This is a genomic window from Mycobacterium riyadhense, assembly GCF_963853645.1.
GTDB classification, from domain to species: domain Bacteria; phylum Actinomycetota; class Actinomycetes; order Mycobacteriales; family Mycobacteriaceae; genus Mycobacterium; species Mycobacterium riyadhense.
This window is the reverse complement of the sequence record NZ_OY970456.1, coordinates 5,933,005-5,952,384: the sequence shown is the minus strand read 5'-3', so window position 1 is coordinate 5,952,384 and position 19,380 is coordinate 5,933,005. Positions and strand designations below refer to the sequence as shown.

The following is a 19,380-nucleotide window of genomic DNA, read 5'->3' as shown; positions in this document are numbered from 1 at the left end:
ACTTTGTTCGTTCGTGATGACCCGTCCCCCGGCAAGCGGGTGGGGGTACCTCCCACTTGTGGGGGCGTGCCCCCAGCGCCCGGCTGCGCCGCGCTTGCGATCGCCACGTCAGGGGATCCCGCCGTCGGCCCGCAGGATCGAGCCGGTGGTGAAACTGGATGCGTCGGAAGCTAAAAACAGTGCGGCGCCGACGATTTCGGGCGGATCTCCGGCACGCTGTAACGACAGGTGGGCGAATCTGTTGGTCTTGTCCTGGTCGAGGTTCCAGGCTTTGCTCACGTCGGTCAGATACGGACCGGCCATCAACGTATTGACCCGAACAACGGGTCCGAACGCCCGCGCCAACCCTTCGGTCATGGCGTTGAGGCCGGCTTTGGCCGCCGCATAGGGGATGATGTCGGCGCCAGGACGCAGCGACCCGGTCGAGCTTACGTTGATGATGGATCCGCGGCCGGCGGCCACCATCCGCTCGCCGACCAACGCCGAGAGCCGGAATGGGCCCTTGAGATTGAGGTTGATCACCGCGTCGAACAGCTTCTCGGTGACGTTGGTCAGCTTGTCGTACAGCGGTGACATGCCCGCGTTGTTGATCAACGTGTCGACCTTGCCATACCGGTCGTAGGTCGCCGCAACCAATCCGTCGAGCTGATCCCAGCGTCCCACGTGCACCTGATAAGCCATAGCGCAACGGCCGGTCTGGGCCTCGATCTCCTTGGCGGTGGCCACGCAGTTGTCCAGGTTGCGGCTGGCGATCACCACGTCGGCACCGCAACGGGCCGCCGCGAACGCCATTTCGCGCCCCAGCCCGCGGCCGCCGCCGGTGATCAGCACTACCCGGTCGGTGAGGTCGAAAAGCTGGTCCGCATAACCCATTTCAACAGTCCCTACCGGATCCTTGCCGCCCGCGAGCGCGCCAGCTCGGCCGCGGTGGCGATGAGCTGCAGGATCATCGGTCCGAAGGCTTCGGTGATCTTGGGGTCAACCTCGCCGGTCCTAACCCCGGCTGCATAGGTCTTTTCCAGCACGATGCCGAGCTTCCAATTCGCCAGCACCAGGTAGTAATCGATGCCCTCGGTGGAAAGACCGCTGACCTTCTCGTAGTGCCACAACAATTCGCTGCGCGTAGGCATCCCGCGCAGGTCCAGATAGAACCCGTCGGTGCGCGGCTCCTCACCGTCGTAGCCCAGCAGCGCCCACGCCAGATCCAGCAGCGGATCACCCACCGTGGTCATCTCCCAGTCCACGATCGCGGCCAGCCGGGCCGGCTTCCCGTGCGCGAACATCACATTGGCGAACTGGTAGTCGCCGTGCATGATGCCCGGCCGGTAATGCGCCGGCCGGTTGCGGCGCAGCCAGTCTGCGGCATCATCCAGCCCGGGCAGCTCGCGCACCTTATAAGCGTCCAGAAACTTCAGCCAGCGATCGACCTGCCGTTCGTGAAATCCATCCGGACGGCCGAACCCATCGAGGCCTCGGGTGCGCCAGTCCACGCGGCCGAGTTTGGCGGCGCCGTCAACCAGTTCGAACGCCAGGCCGCGCCGGGCCGCCAGGTCGGTGTCGAAAGGCGCTTGCCACCCGCCGTCCATCGGACTCCACCCGTCGATCGCCCGCATCACGTAGCAGGGCATGCCGAGCACCGCGCCAGTCTCGTCGGCCGCGATCAGCTCCGCATGGGGTACATCGGTGCCCGACAAGGCGCGTACCAGCCGGATCTCCCGCAATAGCCCGTCGATCCGGGCCGCATCGGCGCGTGGGCCGGGCATCCGTAGCACCATGCGCTCGCAGCCGCGCTGAATCAGGTAAAGGGTGTTCTGCGAGCCGCCGCTCAGCCGCTCGAGCACCGGTTCTTCGCCGTTGCCGGGCGCGGCTGTGCTGTCGAGCCAACGCCCAAGAACAACCGCGTCCATTCGCCGCCCACCCCGCTCTCTGTGTGGAGAATAACATTCTCCGCCTCGATCGGGGAGGCCGTGCAAGCCACATGCGAGGCTTGGCTCCATGCAACTGCTTCTGGTCCGGCATGCGTTGCCGCTGCGCAGCGACCACGGCGAGGGCTCCGACCCAGACCTATCGGACGCCGGCTACGCGCAGGTCGCGCGGCTGCCGCAGGCGCTTGCCCGGTTTCCCATCTCCCGGGTGGTAAGCAGCCCGCAGCGCCGCGCCATCCAAACTGCCGAACCGGTCGCGGCGGCACGCGGGTTGGCAGTCGACCTCGATGAGCGGTTCGCCGAATACGACCGTGACCTTCCGGCCTACATTCCTGTCGAGCAGATCCGTAACGAATTCCCCGAGGAGTGGGCCCGCATGGCCCAGGGGCATCTGCCCAGTGCGGTCGATGAAGATGCGTTTCGGGCGCGGGTGCGTGCGGCGGTCGACGACGTGGTTGCCGCCGCTGATCCCGAGGACACGGTCGCGGTCTTCGGTCACGGCGGGGTGATCAACGTGGTGCTACACGAGATTCTCGGAACCGCGCGGCTGTTGTCGTTTCCCATCGACTACGCCTCGGTGACCCGATTGTTGTTCTCGCGGACCGGCCAGGCGACGGTGGCGTCGGTCAATTCGACGGAACACGTGTGGGACCTGCTGCCAAGAAACCAACGATGGTAAACAAGTCTCGTGACTTCGACTGACCGACTCAACGGGCTCGACCTGCCCGCGCTGGACCGGTATCTGCGTTCCCTTGGCATCGGGCGCGACGGCGAGTTACGCGGCGAGCTGATCTCCGGCGGCCGTTCGAATCTGACCTTCCGGGTCTACGACGACGTGGCCAGTTGGCTGGTGCGTCGTCCGCCCCTGCATGGGCTGACACCGTCGGCGCACGATATGGCCCGCGAGTACAAGGTGGTCGCCGCCCTGCAGGACACCCCGGTCCCCGTCGCCCGCACAATCGCCCTGTGTGACGACGACTCGGTGCTGGGCGCGCCGTTCCAGATCGTCGAATTCGTTGTCGGGCAGGTGGTGCGCCGGCGTGCCCAACTCGACGCGTTCAGCCGTTCGGCCATCGACGGCTGCGTGAACGCGTTAATCCGGGTCCTCGTCGACTTGCACAGCATCGACCCGAATGCCGTCGGGCTGAGCGACTTCGGCAAACCCAGCGGCTATCTGGAACGTCAGGTGCGCCGATGGGGCTCGCAATGGGAGCTGGTGCGGCTACCCGACGATCGCCGCGACGCCGACGTTGCGCGACTGCATTCGGCTCTGCAACAAGCCATTCCGCAACAGAGCCGCACCTCGATCGTGCACGGCGACTACCGCATCGACAACACCATCCTGGACACCGACGATCCCACGCGGGTACGTGCCGTCGTGGACTGGGAGCTCTCGACACTGGGGGACCCACTCAGCGATGCGGCCCTGATGTGCGTCTACCGCGACCCCGCGCTGGATCTCATTGTCAACGCGCAGGCCGCCTGGACGTCGCCGCTGTTGCCCAACGCCGACGAACTGGCCGATCGCTACTCGCTGGTCTCCGGGCAGCCATTGGGACACTGGGAGTTCTACATGGCGCTGGCGTACTTCAAGCTCGCCATCATCGCCGCCGGTATCGATTTCCGTCGCCGCATGTCGCTGCGGGCCGACGGGCGAGACGACGCGTATGACACGTCGCCCGAAGTTGTGGCGCCGCTGATCTCGCGCGGGCTGGCCGAGATTGCTAAGCCAGGTTCCTAGACGCCGCGTGGCTCTTCTTGGCCGCGCGCCGCAGTTGGACAATTCGTGCGGTGCCGACCGCCACCGTCAACAATCCGCCGCCAACCGCCGCCAGCAGGATGGCCACGCCCAGCGGCAGGCTCCAGCGCCAGCCGAAGAAGGCGAACGGTGTAGACGCGGTGTTCTGCGCGATAAAGATCAGCAGCAGGATGAGGATCAGGAAGCCGGCGATCAAGGCCGACCACAAGGCGCCGGCGCGGGTGAACTTGGATGCGGGGTCCTTGGCCGGCGGACGCGGTCGCGGCGCCGGGCTCGGCCGATCAGGCGAGCCGGAGGGCGTACTGCTGGTCATAGTGCCATCTTGGCCCCTTCCTGCACGGAATGAAACCTAACCACGCGGGGAAGCCGCCGCGGCGGCTCGACCTTCCTGGCGATACTGTCGACGGCATGGGGATGCTGCGGCGCGCGGCACTCGCCGCAGCTGTGTGGCTCGCGGCGATGGGCTTGGTCGCGGCCTGTGGCAGCTCCGATCCGCTTGGCTCGGCGACGGGCAACCTGAAATCGATCGTGGTCGGATCCGGTGACTTCCCCGAATCGCAGATCGTTGCCGAGATTTACGCACAAGCCTTGCAGGTCAACGGTTTCGACGTCGGGCGGCGGATGGGCATCGGCAGCCGCGAGACGTATATCCCAGCGCTCAAGGACCATTCCATCGACCTGGTTCCGGAGTACATCGGCAACCTGCTGCTGTACTTCCAACCCGACTCCAAGGTGACCTTGCTGGACGCGGTCGAGCTGGAGCTTTACAAGCGCCTGCCCGGCGACCTGTCGATCCTGACGCCGTCACCGGCTTCGGACACCGACACCGTCACCGTCACCAGCGCGACCGCCACGATGTGGAATCTCAAGACGATCGCCGACCTGGCGGCCCATTCTGCGGATGTGCGGTTCGCGGCGCCGTCGGCGTTCCAGACCCGGCCGTCCGGCTTGCCCGGGCTGCGACAGAAGTACGGACTTGATATCCGCCCGGGCAACTTCGTCACCATCAACGACGGCGGCGGCGCCGTTACCGTGCGGGCGCTGGTGGACGGAACGGTCGCTGCCGCCAACATCTTCAGCACCTCAGCGGCTATCCCACAGAACCGCTTGGTGGTGCTCGAGGATCCAGAGCACAATTTCCTAGCGGGTAACATTGTGCCGCTAGTGAACTCGCAGAAGAAGTCGGATCGTCTCAAAGACGTGTTGGATGCGGTATCAGCGAAGCTCACCACCGCCGGACTGGCCGAACTCAACGCCGCCGTCCAGGGCAACTCAGGCGTCGATCCCGACCAGGCGGCACGGAAATGGGTGCGGGACAACGGTTTCGATCACCCGATCCTGCAATAGGAACCAGGTTGATCAGCTTCGACAAAGCCACCAAGGTGTACGTCGACGGCACCACCGCCGTGGACCGGTTGAGTCTGGCGATCCCCAACGGCGTGCTGACGGTCTTTGTCGGCCCCTCCGGCTGCGGCAAGACGACCGCGCTGCGGATGATCAACCGGATGGTCGAACCCACCTCCGGCACAGTCACTGTCGACGGAACCGACGTATCGACCGTCAACCCGGTGAAGCTGCGCCGAGGAATCGGTTACGTTATCCAGAACGCGGGGCTGATGCCCCACCAACGGGCCATCGACAACGTCGCGACGGTGCCGGTGCTACGAGGCCAATCTCGCCGGGCCGCCCGCAAGGCCGCCTACGAGGTGCTCGAACGCGTCGGGCTGGATCCCAAGGTCGCCACTCGCTACCCGTCGCAGCTTTCCGGCGGTGAACAACAACGCGTGGGCGTGGCCCGCGCGCTCGCTGCCGATCCGCCGATCCTGTTGATGGACGAGCCGTTCTCGGCGGTCGACCCGGTGGTTCGCCATGAGCTGCAACACGAAATCCTGCGGCTGCAAAGCGAATTGCACAAGACCATCGTTTTCGTCACGCACGACATCGACGAAGCGTTCATGCTGGCCGATCGGGTGGCCGTGTTCGCCCCGGGCGGTCGCCTACAACAATGCGATGAACCCGCCCGGCTGCTGAGGCGTCCGGCCAATGAGTTCGTGTCCAAGTTCATCGGTCTCGGCCGCGGCTATAGATGGCTGCAACTCGTTGACGCGGCCGGGTTGCCGGTGCACGACATCGAGCGGATTTCCTTAAAGAGCCTCGGGGACACTCAACTTCGCGACGGTTGGGCGCTGGTGGTCGACGACGAGGGTGCGCCCCTGGGCTGGATTGACGCCAAAGGTCTGCGGAGCCATCGCGGGGGCGCGGCACTGTCGGAGAGCATCACCGTGGTCGGATCGGTGTTCCGCCCGAACGGAAACCTCAGCCAGGCATTGGATGCGACACTGGCCTCCCCGTCGGCGGTTGGCGTTGCCGTCGATGGTGGCGGCAAGGTCATCGGTGGAATACTGGCGGCCGACGTGCTGGCCGCCGTGGAATCCCGACGGCGGGAGTGACGCGTGCACTATCTGATGACGCACCTCGGCTCCGCATGGGAGCTGACGGTGGTCCATCTACGGTTGGCCCTGGTCCCGGTGCTGGTCGGGCTGGCGATCTCGGTGCCGCTGGGACTGCTGGTGCGGCGCGAGCCGATGCTTCGTCGGTTCACGACGGCCGCCGCCAGCATCGTGTTCACCATCCCGTCGCTGGCGCTGTTCGTGGTACTGCCGTTAATCATTAGGACCCGTATCCTCGACGAGGCCAACGTCATGATCGCGCTGACGGCCTACACCACCGCGCTGTTGGTGCGGGCGGTGCTGGAGGCGCTGGATGCGGTGCCGCAGCAGCTGCGTGACGCGGCCATTGCGGTCGGCTATGGGTCGATCTCGCGGATGTTGAAAGTCGAACTGCCACTGGCGATCCCGGTCCTGGTGGCGGGATTGCGCGTGGTGGTGGTGACCAATATCGCGATGGTTTCAGTGGGTTCGGTGATCGGCATCGGCGGCCTGGGCACTTGGTTCACCGCGGGCTACCAGACGAACAAGAGCGAGCAGATCGTGGCGGGCATCATGGTCATGTTCCTGTTGGCGGTCGTCATCGACGCGCTGATCGTCCTGGGCGGTTGGCTGGTCACGCCGTGGGAGCGCGCCGCACGTCCGGTCCGTCGGCGCCGCCAGGTCCCGGCTCCGATAGCGGGCGGTGCGCGATGACCTTCATCGAACATGCGCTGTCCTACCTCTTCACGGCGAGCAACTGGACCGGCCCGGCCGGCCTGGCGGCCCGCACCTTGGAGCACCTGGAATACACCGCGTTGGCAGTGATCGCGTCGGCGCTGATCGCCGTGCCGATCGGGCTGCTCATCGGCCACACCGGCCGGGGCCAGCTGGTGGTGGTGAGTGCCGTCAACGGATTGCGCGCGCTGCCGACGCTGGGCGTGTTGCTGCTGGGTGTGCTGATGTACGGGCTGGGCATGGGACCACCGACCGTGGCACTGATGCTGCTGGGAATCCCACCGCTGCTGGCGGGCGCCTATGCCGGCGTTGCCAATGTCGATTCCACCGTCCTCGATGCCGCCCGCGCGATGGGCATGACCGAGTTCCAGGTGCTGCGGCGGGTCGAGATACCGAATGCGTTGCCGTTGCTGCTGGGCGGACTGCGCAGCGCGACGCTGCAGGTGGTTGCCACTGCGACGGTGGCCGCCTACGCCAGCCTTGGTGGGCTGGGCCGCTACCTGATCGACGGGATCAAGGAGCGTCAATTCCACATCGCCCTGGTGGGCGCGCTGATGGTGGCGGCACTGGCGCTGATTCTCGACGGCCTGCTGGCGTTGGCGGTGTGGGCGTCGGTGCCGGGGACCGGGCGGCTCAGCAGGCCCGCAGGCCGGGCCAACTCGCAGACCAGATCAAGAATCGACGGCACAGTTAGCGCCAAACGTGCCGCGGTTAATGGACACGTCCTACGGTAGATGTGTGAACCGCGCCGGCGACGATGCAGAGCGAAGCGATGAAGAGGAGTGGCGCACATGAACTCAGCCTCCCCTGATCCAACTCCGCGCAAGTGGCCGGCGATGTTGACATGGCGCGCACAGGACATATCGCGCATGGAATCGGTACGAATCCAGTTGTCCGGCAAGCGAATCAGGGCTACTGGCCGCATTGTGGCCGCGGCCACCGCAACCAACCCGGCGTTTGGAGCGTTCTACGAAGTTCAGACCGATGAGTCCGGTGCCACCAAGCGGTTCGGGTTGACTGTGACGCTGGCCGAGCGGGAACGCCAGCTTGCGATCGCCCGCGACGAGGAGAACATGTGGTTGGTAACCGATCACCAGGGTGAAAGGCGTGCCGGGTACAACGGTGCGCTGGACATCGACGTGGTGTTCAGCCCGTTCTTCAACGCATTGCCGATCCGTCGCCTCGGGTTACACGAACGAGGGGAGTCGATCGCGCTGCCGATGGTGTATGTGAACGTGCCGGAGATGTCCGTTACCGCCGCCACCGTCAGCTATGCCAGCGAAGGACGTCTCGACGGGATCAAGCTACGTTCTCCGGTCGCAGACACGATCGTGACCGTCGACGCCGACGGGTTCATCGTGGACTATCCAGGCTTGGCAGAGCGGATCTGATCACCCCGCCCGCCCGGCCCGCTGCGGCCAGTTGATCGCGCCAGTCGGGCGCGCCGATGACGACAGTGACGATGTCGGAGCGCGGGAAGCTCTCATAGCGCGTCCGCGCAGCGTGGCCCTCGTCGACCAGATCGGCCACCGAGCCGTGGTTCGCAAGTGAATCGCGGGCGTGGCTCAGCAGATCGATTACTCGATCGGCTGCCGGCAGCAGTTGACCGGCGTTGGCTTCGCACATCGCCCGGACCAGATCCGGGCCAGTGCCAGCGACTCGGGTGGCGTCCCGGAACGACCCCGCGGCCAGCGCGAAGGCCAGCGGCACCTCCGCGGCGGTGACCGCTAACGCCTCGGCGAGCAGATGCGGCAGGTGTGAGATGGCCGCCGCGGCGGCATCGTGCTCGTCGGATTTGGCCGGCACCACTACCGCCCCGCATTCGAGCGCCAAGGCCATCACCATCGACCACACTGTGGCATCCACGTGGTCGTCCACGCTGATCACCCAGGGAGCCCTGTTGAACAAGCCGCCGTGCCCGGCGGCCCAACCCGAGTGCGCGGTGCCCGTCATCGGGTGCCCACCCACAAACCGGGCCAGCAGGCCGGCCGCGTTGACTTCGTCGAGTACCGCGCTTTTCACGCTGGTGACGTCGGTCAGCGGACAGTTGCGGGCCGATTCGCTGATATGGGCGAGCATGGTCGGCAAGGCAGGCATCGGAACGGCGAGCACGATCAACGCTTCGGTATCGGCGGCCCGGGCCAGCGTTTTGTTGAGATCGGTGCTGGCGTCGAATCCTTCGGCTTGGGCGCCGTGGGCGCCCTCCACCGATCGGTTGTAGCCGAAAACCTCGCGACCGGCTGCCGCTGTGGCCCGCATGATCGAACCGCCGATGAGTCCTAGCCCGAGCACACACACCGGTGGTGCTACGACCGCCCTAGTCACAGTCCTAAGGTTGGCACAGTTCGGCGGTCGCGGTGCTTTCGGATGCGCTCGCCGCTGGCCAGAGGCCTGGTCAGCGACTAGCGTAGGCGCCCATGGGAGCACAACGGGCCTCGATGCACGGCCCGTCTGCGGAGACGCCGGACGGCTTCGGCGTCGCGGTCGTGCGCGAGGAGGGCCGGTGGCGCTGTACTGCCATGGGCCCCAAAGCACTGACCAGCTTGTCGGCCGCCGAGACCGAACTACGTGAACTGCGCAGCGCGGGAGCCGTTTTTGGGCTCCTCGACGTCGATGACGAGTTCTTCGTCATCGTACGGCCGGCGCCCTCGGGGACGCGGCTGTTGCTATCGGACGCCACCGCCGCACTGGACTATGACATTGCCGCGGAAGTCCTGGACAATCTGGACGCCGAAATCGATCCCGACGACCTCGAGGATGCCGAACCGTTCGAAGAGGGCGATCTCGGCTTGCTGTCCGACATCGGGCTGTCCGAGGCCGTATTGGGGGTCATCCTCGATGAGACCGACCTCTACGCCGACGAGCAGCTCGGCCGCATCGCCCGGGAGATGGGCTTCGCCGACCAACTGTCGGCGGTGATCGACCGCCTCGGTCGGTGATCGCAAGCGCGGTCAGTGACCACTGACGAAGATTTGATCCGGGCGGCATTGGCGGTTGCTGCGACGGCCGGGCCCCGCGACGTGCCGATCGGTGCGGTGGTCGTTGGCGCCGACGGCACCGAACTCGCCCGGGCGGTGAACGCCCGCGAGGCACTTGGCGACCCCACCGCGCACGCTGAGATCTTGGCGTTGCGGGCGGCGGCCGGTGTGCTGGGCGACGGGTGGCGGCTGGAGGGGGCCACCCTCGCCGTGACCGTCGAGCCCTGCACGATGTGCGCGGGTGCGCTGGTGTTGGCGCGGGTGGCGCGGCTGGTGTTCGGGGCCTTCGAACCCAAGACCGGCGCCGTCGGCTCGCTGTGGGACGTGGTTCGCGATCGTCGGCTCAACCATCGGCCTGAGGTGCGCGGCGGCGTGCTCGCCGCCGAGTGTGCGGCACCCCTGGAGGAGTTCTTCGCGCGGCAGCGATTGGGGTGAGGGCGCGCTCTTTGGGTAAGCTGCTCGGCGGTGGCGTGTCCGAGCGGCCTAAGGAGCACGCCTCGAAAGCGTGTGACGGCTAACACCGTCCGAGGGTTCAAATCCCTCCGCCACCGCCAATTGCATTCGCCTGCTGACGCAGGTGGTGGCACATTTCTGAAAACAGGTAGTGACCTCGGTGCCTCTGGGCTGCCCACATTTTGCCCACACCTGTCGTCGCGCAAATCTAAGTTCTGTCCATGGCTCAGGTCGTTCCGTATCAGACCGCGCACGGCAAGCGCTACCGCGTCCGGTAGCGAACACCGGACCGGCGGCAGACGGACAAGCCGACGTTCGGACAAGCAAGAATGTCGTGGGTTTGAACGTGTACCGGGATACCCCAATGACGACCGGCGCGTTGATCTGCGATGCGCGGCTTCAGCCAACTGAGGGGACAGTGCTGACGGAGGAAATCCCCGTTGCGTGTGAGCTAAGTCACATCGAGAGGATCGATATACCCAATGCTGGGAGGGGTCACGTGCTGCCGACGATAGAGCGGTTGCGCGACGGCGTGCGGACAGAGCTCGACGCCCTTGAGCAGGCCGGATGTTAGAAGGGGCCACACCAGGTGGCTGGCCCGGACGCTCTAAAGTCTCTTTGCCGGTCCAGCCCGGACCGGACAACTATAAAAACGCTATAAAAAGTCGGTGTTTTGGTTTTCGGCCCGTTAGGGCCTCTACCAGCTAAAATCATCCAAAAGCGAACCGTGCTTGGCGTCTACTCTAAAAAGAAAAATCGCTTCGCGACACGCGGGGCTCTACTCGGCTAGACAAGCTTGGCGAGTGTCCATGCTGCTCGGGGATCTTTTGGTGACTTGCCTGTCCACTGGATGAGACCTTCGTCGCGCAGCGCTTGAAGCCGTGAAGTGGCACTCGGCCGGCTCAGTTTGAGTGCATCGGCGACTTCACCGGTCCCCATCGGCGCTCCTGCTCCCCTCAACAGGTCAAGAACAGCTTGGCTTCCCTTGGGAAGTCGTTGGGCCACTTGAGGGTCGAGTCGCGGGATGGCTTCTAGCCGGAGTCGTACGCTTCCAGTACCTTGCCGGTACACCGGGTCCGTAAGGCCGACCTTGCGCATCTCTTCGAACATCCGCTTGATGCCTTCGCCAAGCTCTTGTCCGATCCGTAGATCGGCGCACACACGCGCGATACGCGGGTTTCGAGCGAATCGGCTGATCTCCAACGGCTTCGATGGATCGATTAGCCCAGGAAACCGTCCAGGGCTTTCGATCTCGATCCGATCAGGAAAAACCTCTACCCGGATGTGATCGCCTGCAAGGCTGTAGGACCGATGGATCACAGCGTTTACGAGGCCTTCCAGCCACGCATCTCTCGGGACGAGGTCTGTTGGAGTGAAGCGACCGGTCGAGTCCAGCGACCTTCGCTTCGGTGCGAACCGCTGGATCACCGCCGCAGCTTGCATGATCGCCGTAGGGATCGGACCCTCGATCTTGATATCGCCGCCCTCGTCGAGGTTGAGCTGGGCGCCTGTCCCGCGCTCGGTCGAGATAAACCTCAACACCCGGATGTAAGCCTCGGGGAATTGCGCCTGCGGATGCGGCGCAAACAGTAGGTATCCAGCGTTGGTCAACGCACCGTCTCGTGTAAGCAAGCTCCGCGCGTGCAGGATTCCCTTTGTAGTCTCGGCACCGGTTTGCTCGCGGTAGTTCTCCAGAAGAGTGGTTTTGAGGTCAGCGATGGTGTAGCCACCCGCCACAGGCATACCGTCGTATTGCGCCTGTCCCTTATCGAACTCGAGTTCTTGGCGCTGGCTGTAGTTGAGCTTCCTGGACTCGTCGCCCACGCGCAGGTAGGTATCGCCGTTCTTCATCTCGTGTACGCGTTCGCCAGGATCGACGCGGAACACCAGCAGCACGTCCGGGATGCCCTTCGCGTTGATGCAGGCAATCTCCTTGCATGTGGTCCTCACGGGGGGAGTGGTGTGGTCGATTGATGCCTGCCGCAATTCGTTGATCCGGCTGGCGCCAAGTGCGTTCATTCCCTGGATGACACCGTTATGGATCCCTACGACTATGGTCCCGCCCTCGGCGTTCGCGAACGCTACCAGCGCTTGCGCCAGCGTGTACGACTTGACCATGGCGCTCTTTCGGTCAAACCATTGGTCTTCCACAGCTTTGACGAGCCGGGGACCGACGTCAGCAGTAGGCGCGCTGAGGATCGAATCAATCTGAATCGCGGTCACGCTCATACTATAAAACTTTTACAGTAGGCAGGGACAATGGGGTGCCGCGTGTCCGAAGCTTGAGTCAAGGAGGGCGGCGTTAGTGGCCCCTCAGTGTGATGCCCAACTGGGCTTTTCTGTGCGAGCCGGGTCACGGACCCCGACCGGCCGCGATCTCGGCGCTGCCGTGCCCACGTTTCGCCCACAACATCCCCTTAGTTGCAGTTAACTGAGGTTGTGTGCAGTAACCTGTTTATGCAGCTAGAGCTATTTTTGAAGCGCTGACCACGTAGCTGAATAGGGTTCAAATCCCTCCGCCGCCGCCGGGATACGCGACTGGGCCACCACTCGATACCGCTCGACCCCAATCGGGAGCTACAAATCTCGTGGGGTCCACTCGCCGTGCCTATAACAAAACGGCGGCTAAGTTTTAGGCCGGGTCTGTGCCTACAACGAGCGTTGGAGGCGCAGCTGGCAGGGCGCTGAGATTGCCGCCATGGTTGTGGTTGGCGGCCCAAGCACATCCCACTCGGCACTTCGGCGAGTTAAGACCGTGCGCGCAGATCGCGCAGGGTAAGTGCGGTGGCCAGCGCCGCCGCGGTGGCTTGGGCGCCCTTGTCTTCGGCCGACGTGGAAAGCCCTGCCCGATCCAGCGCCTGCTCCTCGGTGTTGGTGGTCAACACCCCATTGCCCACCGGGGTGGACGTGTCCAACGACACCCGGGTCAACCCCTGAGTCACCGCATCACAAACATAGTCGAAATGCGGTGTCTCACCACGGATCACCACGCCCAACGCCACCACGGCGTCATGTTTGCGGGCCACCTCCTGCACCACCACCGGAATCTCGATCGCGCCCAGCACCCGCACCACCGTCGGGCTGCCCACACCCGACTCGGCGGCCACCTTGAGGGCACCGTCGAGTAGGGCGTCGCAGATCTTGGTGTGCCAGGTGCTGGCGACGATCGCCACCCGCAGATCCGCGGCATCCAGCACCGGAAAATCCGGCACACCCGCGCCACCGCTCACAAAACACCACCACTCACAAAGCACCACCGAGTTCACCCGGCAGCGCCACCGAGTCGTGGAACTCGTCCAGGCCCGTCAGGTCATGGCCCATCCGGTCACGTTTGGTCATCAGATAACGGATGTTGTCGGCGTTGGCCCGCACCGGTAGCGGCACCCGCTCGCTGATGTGCAAGCCGTACCCGTCCAGCCCCACCCGCTTGGCCGGGTTATTGGTCAACAGTCGCATCGAATGGACGCCAAGGTCGACCAGGATCTGGGCACCGATCCCGTAATCACGGGCATCGGCGGGCAACCCGAGCTTGAGGTTGGCATCAACGGTGTCATCTCCGGCGTCCTGCAGCTGATAGGCCTGCAACTTATGCAACAACCCAATGCCGCGGCCCTCATGACCGCGCATATACAGCACCACCCCGCGGCCCTCGCGGGCCACCATCGCCAACGCCGCATCCAACTGCGGCCCACAATCGCAACGCCGCGACCCGAACACATCACCGGTCAAACACTCCGAATGCACCCGCACCAACACGTCATCGCCGTCGGAGATGTCGCCGCGCACCAGCGCCACGTGCTCGACGTCCTCGTAGATGCTGGCATAGCCGATCGCGCGAAAGTCGCCATGAAGGGTCGGGATGCGCGCCTCGGCGACTCGCACGACGTGCTTTTCGTGCTTGCGCCGCCACGAAATCAAATCGGCGATGGTGATCAACGCCAGACCATGCTCATCGGCAAAGACCCGCAACTCATCGGTCTGGGCCATCGAACCCTCATCTTTTTGACTGACGATCTCACAGATCGCCCCCGCCGGCTGCAGCCCGGCCATCCGCGCCAAATCCACCGCCGCCTCGGTATGACCCGGCCGGCGCAACACCCCACCATCCTTGGCCCGCAACGGAACCACATGACCCGGCCGGCTGAAATCATCGGCCACACTGGCCGGATCGGCCAACAACCGCATCGTGGTAGCCCGATCCGAAGCCGAAATCCCAGTCCCCACACCATTTCTAGCGTCCACGGTCACCGTATAAGCGGTGCCGTGCTTGTCCTGATTGACCGCATACATCGGCAACAGACCCAACCGGTCACAGACCGCGCCATCCAACGGCACACACAAATACCCCGACGTATAGCGGACCATGAACGCCACCAACTCCGGTGTCGCCTTCTCTGCGGCGAAAATCAGATCGCCCTCGTTTTCGCGGTCCTCGTCATCGACGACGACGACGGCTTTGCCGGCCGCTATGTCAGCAACCGCCCGCTCGACGGAGTCAAACTTGGTCATCGTGCCACCTTGTTGTCAGGCCGGCTCACTTGAGAAGCCGGGGGGTGTTAAGGCGGATAGGCAGGTCAGCCCGACCGCTGCAGCGTAAATCAGCAAAGCCGCCACTGGGAAGCGTCCCTATGGCGCGGAACCGCTTACCCCCATAGCTCATGCCTGAAATTTGGTCCGGCCAGGAACCGCCGATGGTGATGCACATCGCGGGTTTTGGCTTGTGATAGGAACACTATAAGCGCCAATGACGACAATTGTTACTAGCAATTGTGTCCATAGGTCCTGGGAATTTGCTGAACAATTCGAGCTAAACCAGAGCTAACCGCACGCTCAACCACTCACCAGCAATGGCAGCGAGATCACTCCGGCGCCGCCCGTCACCACAATCACCCAACGGCCGTCGACAGGCAGGACGATGTCGAGGTTGAAGATTGCGAATCCAACCTCCGCGGCGACGGCCGCCTCCGGCAACTCGAACTCTATGAGTAGCGGCTCGTCATTCGTGGGTGGCCTGATCTCTACGCCAACGCGCCGATCCGGGTTCCCAGTCTCGGCTTGCGTCAGCACCACGAGCAGAAACTGGGCCGCACGGTCAGCCTCGACGGCAAATCTGTACAGCACGCCGCCGGACACATTGAGTTTGTTGTCGACCACGGACGCGGCTTCTGCCAGGAAGGCTCCGACTATCACGCGCTGAACCTACCGCTCCGTAGGTTGCCGGAATCACGTTGGTCCGGCTTCGTCGCGAAAGTTAAGACTGCCCCGGTGGAGCAGCGGCTCCGTAGCCCAGTTGGGACGCGGTGTAGCGAGCGGCGTCGGTGACCGGCACGGCTTGCACCGCGGTGCCGTATGCGCAGATCTCGGTCCAAACATCGCCAAGCTCGGTCGTGTCAAAGCGCATTCCAATGATCGCGTTTCCGCCTTTGTTGCGCGCTTCATTGAATAGCCGCAACATCGCCTCGTTGCGGCTCTCGGCCAAGTTCTTGGTCATACCCTGCAGTTCACCGCCAAACATTGACTTGAATCCGGCGCCAATCTGAGAGAAGGCATTTCGTGATCGGACGGTGAGCCCAAAGACTTCGCCGCACACACGTTGGATCTCCCAGCCGGGAATGTCATTGGTAGTGACGACGAGCACCGGACGCCCTTTCTGTCGAGGTGAAAAATGCATACGCTCTCGCTGCAGGGTAGCGCTCCATTTTCACCGTCAATGGCGGGTGCCCATTAAGCAATCTTCGCCGCTGTTGCCGGGGAGGTGGGTTGACGACGGGTTCGCGGCCGCGTCTACGGTCTGTGTCATGGGTTCTGCGGGCCCCGGCACGGAGGCCATCGACGACATCGACTTCGACGATCTGACTTCGCCCAAGCTGACCGAAGTACAGCGTCAGATTCTGCAGTTCACCGAAGCCAAACCCATCGAATTCGACATCGACCGGATGCTCGCCGAGGCCGCCGACCAGGCCGGGGTCGACGACTTGGACCACACAGACGGTTTCGGCGACCGCCTGACCGCACACGTCGCAGCGATCGAAGCGGACACAGGCCTGACCCAGCTCACTCGCTCAACCCTGCGTCAGCGGGTGGTTCGCCTGCTGCGAAACCGATTGTCGTTGACCGAACTCGTCAAGCGGTATCCCGAGATCGAGTCGATCCCAATCGAAAAGCCCTTCATCGTCGTGGGAATGCCGCGATCCGGCACCACACATCTGGTGAACCTGATAGCCGTCGATCCATGCCGGCGCGCGCTTCCGTACTGGGAGAGTCAGGAGCCGATACCCGCACCCGGCCAAGGCCCCGACATTTATGGTGTCGACCCCCGCTACACACGCACCAAGCAAGAACACGACGCATTGATGGTCAGCGCCCCCGTGGTGGCCGCCATGCACGATCGGTTCCCGGAGGCCATCGAGGAAGAAGTCGAGTTGCTCGATCTGGATCTCGCCGCCTACGTCTTGGAATGGCATGCACGCGTACCGGATTGGCGCGACTTCTACCTGGGGCTGGACCAAAGTCGGCACTACGCGTACCTGAAGAAGGTGCTGCAGGCCTTGACTTTCCTGCGCGGCCCGCGGACCTGGGTCCTCAAGAGTCCCCAGCACTGTGAACAGCTTGGCCCGCTGATGGCCACCTTCCCTGACGCGACTGTCGCCTTTACGCACCGCGACCCAGTCGCCGCGATCCAGTCGGCGATCACGATGATGGCCTACTCCGACCGACTGCGCCGCACCAGCATCGACCCCGATTGGCTACTGGACTACTGGAGCGACCGGGTGCGTCGACTGCTCAGCGCGTGCGTGCGCGACCGCAATCTGGTGCCGGCAGAACGCAGCGTCGACATCAGCTTCCACCAACTCAACGGGAACGAAATGACGCTCCTGGAACAGCTTTACCAGCGTGGCGGAGTCGAACTGACGCCGAAGGCGCGCCAGCGCTTCCAGCGATACCTCGACGGCAATCCGCGTGGCAAGCACGGCCGGATCCGCTACGACCTGCAACGCCACTTCGGCATCTCGGCGGACGAACTCCACGACCGGTTCGACTTCTACTTCAATGCATTTGACGTCCGCCCCGAATACCCGAATAAAGGAGACAACAGTTGGAACCGGTCTACCTAAGCCGGCCCGGCGCGGACGCCATGCGCCCGGCGTGCGCAGAACAGGCCGAACGGATCGCCCCAGGACTGTGGTGTTCGCCGGGCTTGTCGAACGCCTACCTGCTGACCACGGCGCAGGGTCGGGTGATCATCAACACCGGCATGGGGTTCGAGGGGCCGGTGCACCGCGCCAATTTCGACGCTGTGGATTCCGCGCCGGTGCGCTACATCATCTTTACCCAAGGCCACGTGGATCACGTCGGCGGCCTGGACAGTATGCGGGATCCCGACACAATCGTTGTTGCGCAAGCGAACTGGACCTTGTGGCGCGACGACAACGAACGTCTCATCCCGTATCGGGCCAGCCGCAGTGCCTTCGCCTTCACAGACACCCTGGCGGCGGGCATCCAGGCCATCCAACGCCGGCTCGGCACCACCCAGTTGGCGGGCCAGAGTGTCCCCACCGTCGATCTCGACTTCGAGGACACCCTCACGCTGGACATCGGCGGGCGACGGCTACAGCTAATCTCGGTGCCAGGTGGAGAAACCACTGACTCGCTGGTCGTATGGCTGCCCGACGAGCGGATTTGCTTATGCGGGAACACTTTTGGCCCGCTATTCGGGCATATACCAAACCTGGTCACGATTCGCGGCGACCGGTACCGCGACGCCCTGACGGCCATCGAGTCGGTTGAGCGGGTGCGCGAGTTGCAACCCGAACTCCTGGTCACCGGTCACTTCGCACCGATTGTGGGCGCAGACCGCATCAACGCCGAACTGACCCGGCTGCGTAACGCGATTCAGCACATCCACGACCAGACCGTCGTTGGCATGAACGCCGGTAAGGACGTCTGGACCCTGATGCGTGAGATCACTTTGCCCGCGGAATACGAAGTGGGACAAGGCTATGGAAAAGTTTCCTGGGATGTGCGAGCCATCTGGGAGAACTACTCCGGATGGTTCCATCACCGCTCGACCACCGAGCTCTATCCGATCGGATTCGATGCCGTCGCCGCAGACGTGGTGGAACTGGCCGGCGCAGACGCACTCGTGGAACGGGCGCGGACTCACCTCTCAGCAGGCCGCCCACTGCACGCCATCCACCTCGCCGAGCTGGTATCCAAGGGCCATCCCGGTGTGTGCCAAGTGCTGCGCGACGCCCACGAGAATCTCTTGGCGGAAAGTAAGAACTTCTGGGAGAGCGCCTGGCTTAGGCACTATTTGGAGCAACAGACGGCGAGCGACTCATGACGGCGCGGGTGAGTTTCGACTTCAGGGGAACCGCTGCGCTGATCACTGGCGGAACCAGCGGCATTGGGCATGCGATCGCGACATTGTTCCGGGATGCTGGCGCCGATGTCGCCATCACCGGAACCAAACCCAGTGCGGCGGACTACGACACCGATCTGTCCGGAATGACATATCAACAGCTACACATCACCGAGCCTGATTCGGTGGACAAACTGGTGCAGCGTTTCGCCCAACTCGATGTGCTGGTGAACAACGCCGGTGCCAACTTCCCCGGGGGCCTCGACGAGTCCAAGCCAGATGGGTTCGAGGCTTCGGTCGCTCTCAATCTCACCGGTCCGTACCGGTTGACCGTTGGACTTCGCCGGGCATTGCAGGCATCGAAAGCGGCGGGAGGAGCCAGCGTGGTGAACCTGGCGTCCATGTCTGCGCTACGAGCCGTTCCGCTGGTGCCCGGATATGGGGCAGCGAAGGCCGGAGTCGTCTGTGTCACAAGGAACCTCGCCGTCAAATGGGCGCCTATGGGAATCCGGGTCAACGCGGTGGCGCCGGGTGCGATCGACACCCCGATGACCGCGCCTATGCAGGTCGCGCCCGAACTGGTGGATGCCGAGTTGGCGCATATCCCGTTGCGCCGCTTCGGATCTGTCGGGGAGATCGCGCCCACGGTGGCGTTCTTGTGCACCGAGCACAGTAGCTACACCACCGGCGCGGTCTTCGTCGTCGACGGCGCATCGGATTGCGTGTGACGCCACGCTGC

General features: G+C 64.1%; 21 protein-coding genes and 1 tRNA gene. 13 read left to right on the top strand and 9 right to left on the bottom strand.

The window, feature by feature from the left end:
• Window positions 1–108: 108 nt before the first annotated feature.
• Window positions 109–873, bottom strand: a complete 765-nt coding sequence (locus AADZ78_RS26230; RefSeq protein WP_085252394.1) for an SDR family NAD(P)-dependent oxidoreductase — start codon at window positions 871–873, stop codon at window positions 109–111.
• 11 nt (window positions 874–884) lie between these two features.
• Window positions 885–1,907, bottom strand: a complete 1,023-nt coding sequence (locus AADZ78_RS26225; protein WP_085252393.1) for a phosphotransferase family protein — start codon at window positions 1,905–1,907, stop codon at window positions 885–887.
• Window positions 1,908–1,995: 88 nt separating this feature from the next.
• Here AADZ78_RS26225 and AADZ78_RS26220 point away from each other — a divergent pair, with 88 nt between their 5' ends.
• Both AADZ78_RS26220 and AADZ78_RS26215 read left to right on the top strand, forming a co-directional pair.
• Window positions 1,996–2,604, top strand: coding sequence for a histidine phosphatase family protein (locus AADZ78_RS26220; protein WP_085252392.1), 609 nt, complete (start codon window positions 1,996–1,998; stop codon window positions 2,602–2,604).
• Window positions 2,605–2,613: 9 nt separating this feature from the next.
• Window positions 2,614–3,666, top strand: a complete 1,053-nt coding sequence (locus AADZ78_RS26215) for a phosphotransferase family protein (protein ID WP_085252391.1) — start codon at window positions 2,614–2,616, stop codon at window positions 3,664–3,666.
• Here the strand turns inward: AADZ78_RS26215 and AADZ78_RS26210 are convergent.
• The gene (locus tag AADZ78_RS26210) at window positions 3,650–3,997 is read right to left on the bottom strand and encodes a LapA family protein (RefSeq protein ID WP_085252390.1); all 348 of its coding nucleotides are present in this window, start codon (window positions 3,995–3,997) and stop codon (window positions 3,650–3,652) included. The two genes, AADZ78_RS26215 and AADZ78_RS26210, sit on opposite strands and share 17 nt — an antisense overlap.
• A gap of 95 nt (window positions 3,998–4,092) precedes the next feature.
• Between AADZ78_RS26210 and AADZ78_RS26205 the strand changes: the two genes are divergently transcribed.
• Genes AADZ78_RS26205 through AADZ78_RS26185 form a run of 5 tightly spaced genes read left to right on the top strand, consistent with a single transcriptional unit; the run spans window position 4,093 to window position 8,239 of the window.
• Complete coding sequence (locus tag AADZ78_RS26205) at window positions 4,093–5,031, top strand: ABC transporter substrate-binding protein (protein ID WP_085252389.1); 939 nt, start codon at window positions 4,093–4,095, stop codon at window positions 5,029–5,031.
• Between the two features lie 8 nt (window positions 5,032–5,039).
• Window positions 5,040–6,134: an ABC transporter ATP-binding protein gene (locus tag AADZ78_RS26200; RefSeq protein WP_085252388.1), complete on the top strand. Its 1,095-nt coding sequence runs from the start codon at window positions 5,040–5,042 to the stop codon at window positions 6,132–6,134.
• Between the two features lie 3 nt (window positions 6,135–6,137).
• On the top strand, window positions 6,138–6,827 hold the full coding sequence (locus AADZ78_RS26195; RefSeq protein WP_085252387.1) for an ABC transporter permease: 690 nt from the start codon (window positions 6,138–6,140) through the stop codon (window positions 6,825–6,827).
• A complete protein-coding gene (locus tag AADZ78_RS26190; RefSeq protein ID WP_085252386.1) occupies window positions 6,824–7,582 on the top strand; it encodes an ABC transporter permease in 759 nt (252 codons plus the stop codon). Before AADZ78_RS26195 ends, AADZ78_RS26190 begins: the two co-directional genes overlap by 4 nt.
• 57 nt (window positions 7,583–7,639) lie before the next feature.
• Entirely contained in the window at window positions 7,640–8,239 is a 600-nt protein-coding gene (locus AADZ78_RS26185; protein WP_085252385.1) for a putative glycolipid-binding domain-containing protein, read from the top strand.
• On the opposite strand, the gene AADZ78_RS26180 is transcribed toward AADZ78_RS26185, so the two are convergent.
• Window positions 8,202–9,146: a prephenate dehydrogenase gene (locus tag AADZ78_RS26180; protein WP_239655305.1), complete on the bottom strand. Its 945-nt coding sequence runs from the start codon at window positions 9,144–9,146 to the stop codon at window positions 8,202–8,204. The genes AADZ78_RS26185 and AADZ78_RS26180 overlap by 38 nt on opposite strands.
• A 119-nt stretch (window positions 9,147–9,265) precedes the next feature.
• Here AADZ78_RS26180 and AADZ78_RS26175 point away from each other — a divergent pair, with 119 nt between their 5' ends.
• The 3 genes from AADZ78_RS26175 (at window position 9,266) to AADZ78_RS26165 (ending at window position 10,380) form a co-directional block, all read left to right on the top strand.
• Window positions 9,266–9,787 carry a tRNA adenosine deaminase-associated protein gene (locus AADZ78_RS26175; RefSeq protein ID WP_085252383.1) on the top strand — a complete coding sequence of 174 codons (522 nt, stop codon included), beginning with the start codon at window positions 9,266–9,268 and terminating at the stop codon, window positions 9,785–9,787.
• 15 nt (window positions 9,788–9,802) lie between these two features.
• A complete protein-coding gene (locus AADZ78_RS26170; protein ID WP_085252382.1) occupies window positions 9,803–10,261 on the top strand; it encodes a nucleoside deaminase in 459 nt (152 codons plus the stop codon).
• 29 nt (window positions 10,262–10,290) lie between these two features.
• A tRNA-Ser gene (locus tag AADZ78_RS26165) sits at window positions 10,291–10,380 on the top strand.
• A gap of 685 nt (window positions 10,381–11,065) precedes the next feature.
• On the opposite strand, the gene AADZ78_RS26160 is transcribed toward AADZ78_RS26165, so the two are convergent.
• The 5 genes from AADZ78_RS26160 to AADZ78_RS26140 all read right to left on the bottom strand — a co-directional run bounded on the left by AADZ78_RS26160 (window position 11,066) and on the right by AADZ78_RS26140 (window position 15,917).
• Window positions 11,066–12,502: an ATP-binding protein gene (locus AADZ78_RS26160; protein WP_239656669.1), complete on the bottom strand. Its 1,437-nt coding sequence runs from the start codon at window positions 12,500–12,502 to the stop codon at window positions 11,066–11,068.
• Between the two features lie 524 nt (window positions 12,503–13,026).
• Complete coding sequence (gene ribH / locus AADZ78_RS26155) at window positions 13,027–13,509, bottom strand: 6,7-dimethyl-8-ribityllumazine synthase (protein WP_085252512.1); 483 nt, start codon at window positions 13,507–13,509, stop codon at window positions 13,027–13,029.
• A 13-nt stretch (window positions 13,510–13,522) separates the two neighbouring features.
• Window positions 13,523–14,788: a bifunctional 3,4-dihydroxy-2-butanone-4-phosphate synthase/GTP cyclohydrolase II gene (locus AADZ78_RS26150; protein WP_204903292.1), complete on the bottom strand. Its 1,266-nt coding sequence runs from the start codon at window positions 14,786–14,788 to the stop codon at window positions 13,523–13,525.
• A gap of 321 nt (window positions 14,789–15,109) precedes the next feature.
• Window positions 15,110–15,469, bottom strand: coding sequence for a hypothetical protein (locus AADZ78_RS26145; protein ID WP_085252817.1), 360 nt, complete (start codon window positions 15,467–15,469; stop codon window positions 15,110–15,112).
• Between the two features lie 61 nt (window positions 15,470–15,530).
• Window positions 15,531–15,917: a YbjQ family protein gene (locus AADZ78_RS26140; protein WP_085252818.1), complete on the bottom strand. Its 387-nt coding sequence runs from the start codon at window positions 15,915–15,917 to the stop codon at window positions 15,531–15,533.
• Between the two features lie 160 nt (window positions 15,918–16,077).
• Here AADZ78_RS26140 and AADZ78_RS26135 point away from each other — a divergent pair, with 160 nt between their 5' ends.
• The 3 genes from AADZ78_RS26135 to AADZ78_RS26125 are packed head-to-tail and all read left to right on the top strand — an operon-like array spanning window position 16,078 to window position 19,369.
• On the top strand, window positions 16,078–17,394 hold the full coding sequence (locus tag AADZ78_RS26135; protein ID WP_085252819.1) for a sulfotransferase family protein: 1,317 nt from the start codon (window positions 16,078–16,080) through the stop codon (window positions 17,392–17,394).
• A 20-nt stretch (window positions 17,395–17,414) separates the two neighbouring features.
• Window positions 17,415–18,623 carry an MBL fold metallo-hydrolase gene (locus AADZ78_RS26130; RefSeq protein ID WP_085252820.1) on the top strand — a complete coding sequence of 403 codons (1,209 nt, stop codon included), beginning with the start codon at window positions 17,415–17,417 and terminating at the stop codon, window positions 18,621–18,623.
• Window positions 18,620–19,369: an SDR family NAD(P)-dependent oxidoreductase gene (locus AADZ78_RS26125; protein WP_085252821.1), complete on the top strand. Its 750-nt coding sequence runs from the start codon at window positions 18,620–18,622 to the stop codon at window positions 19,367–19,369. The genes AADZ78_RS26130 and AADZ78_RS26125 overlap by 4 nt, the downstream gene beginning before the upstream one ends.
• Window positions 19,370–19,380 lie beyond the last annotated feature (11 nt).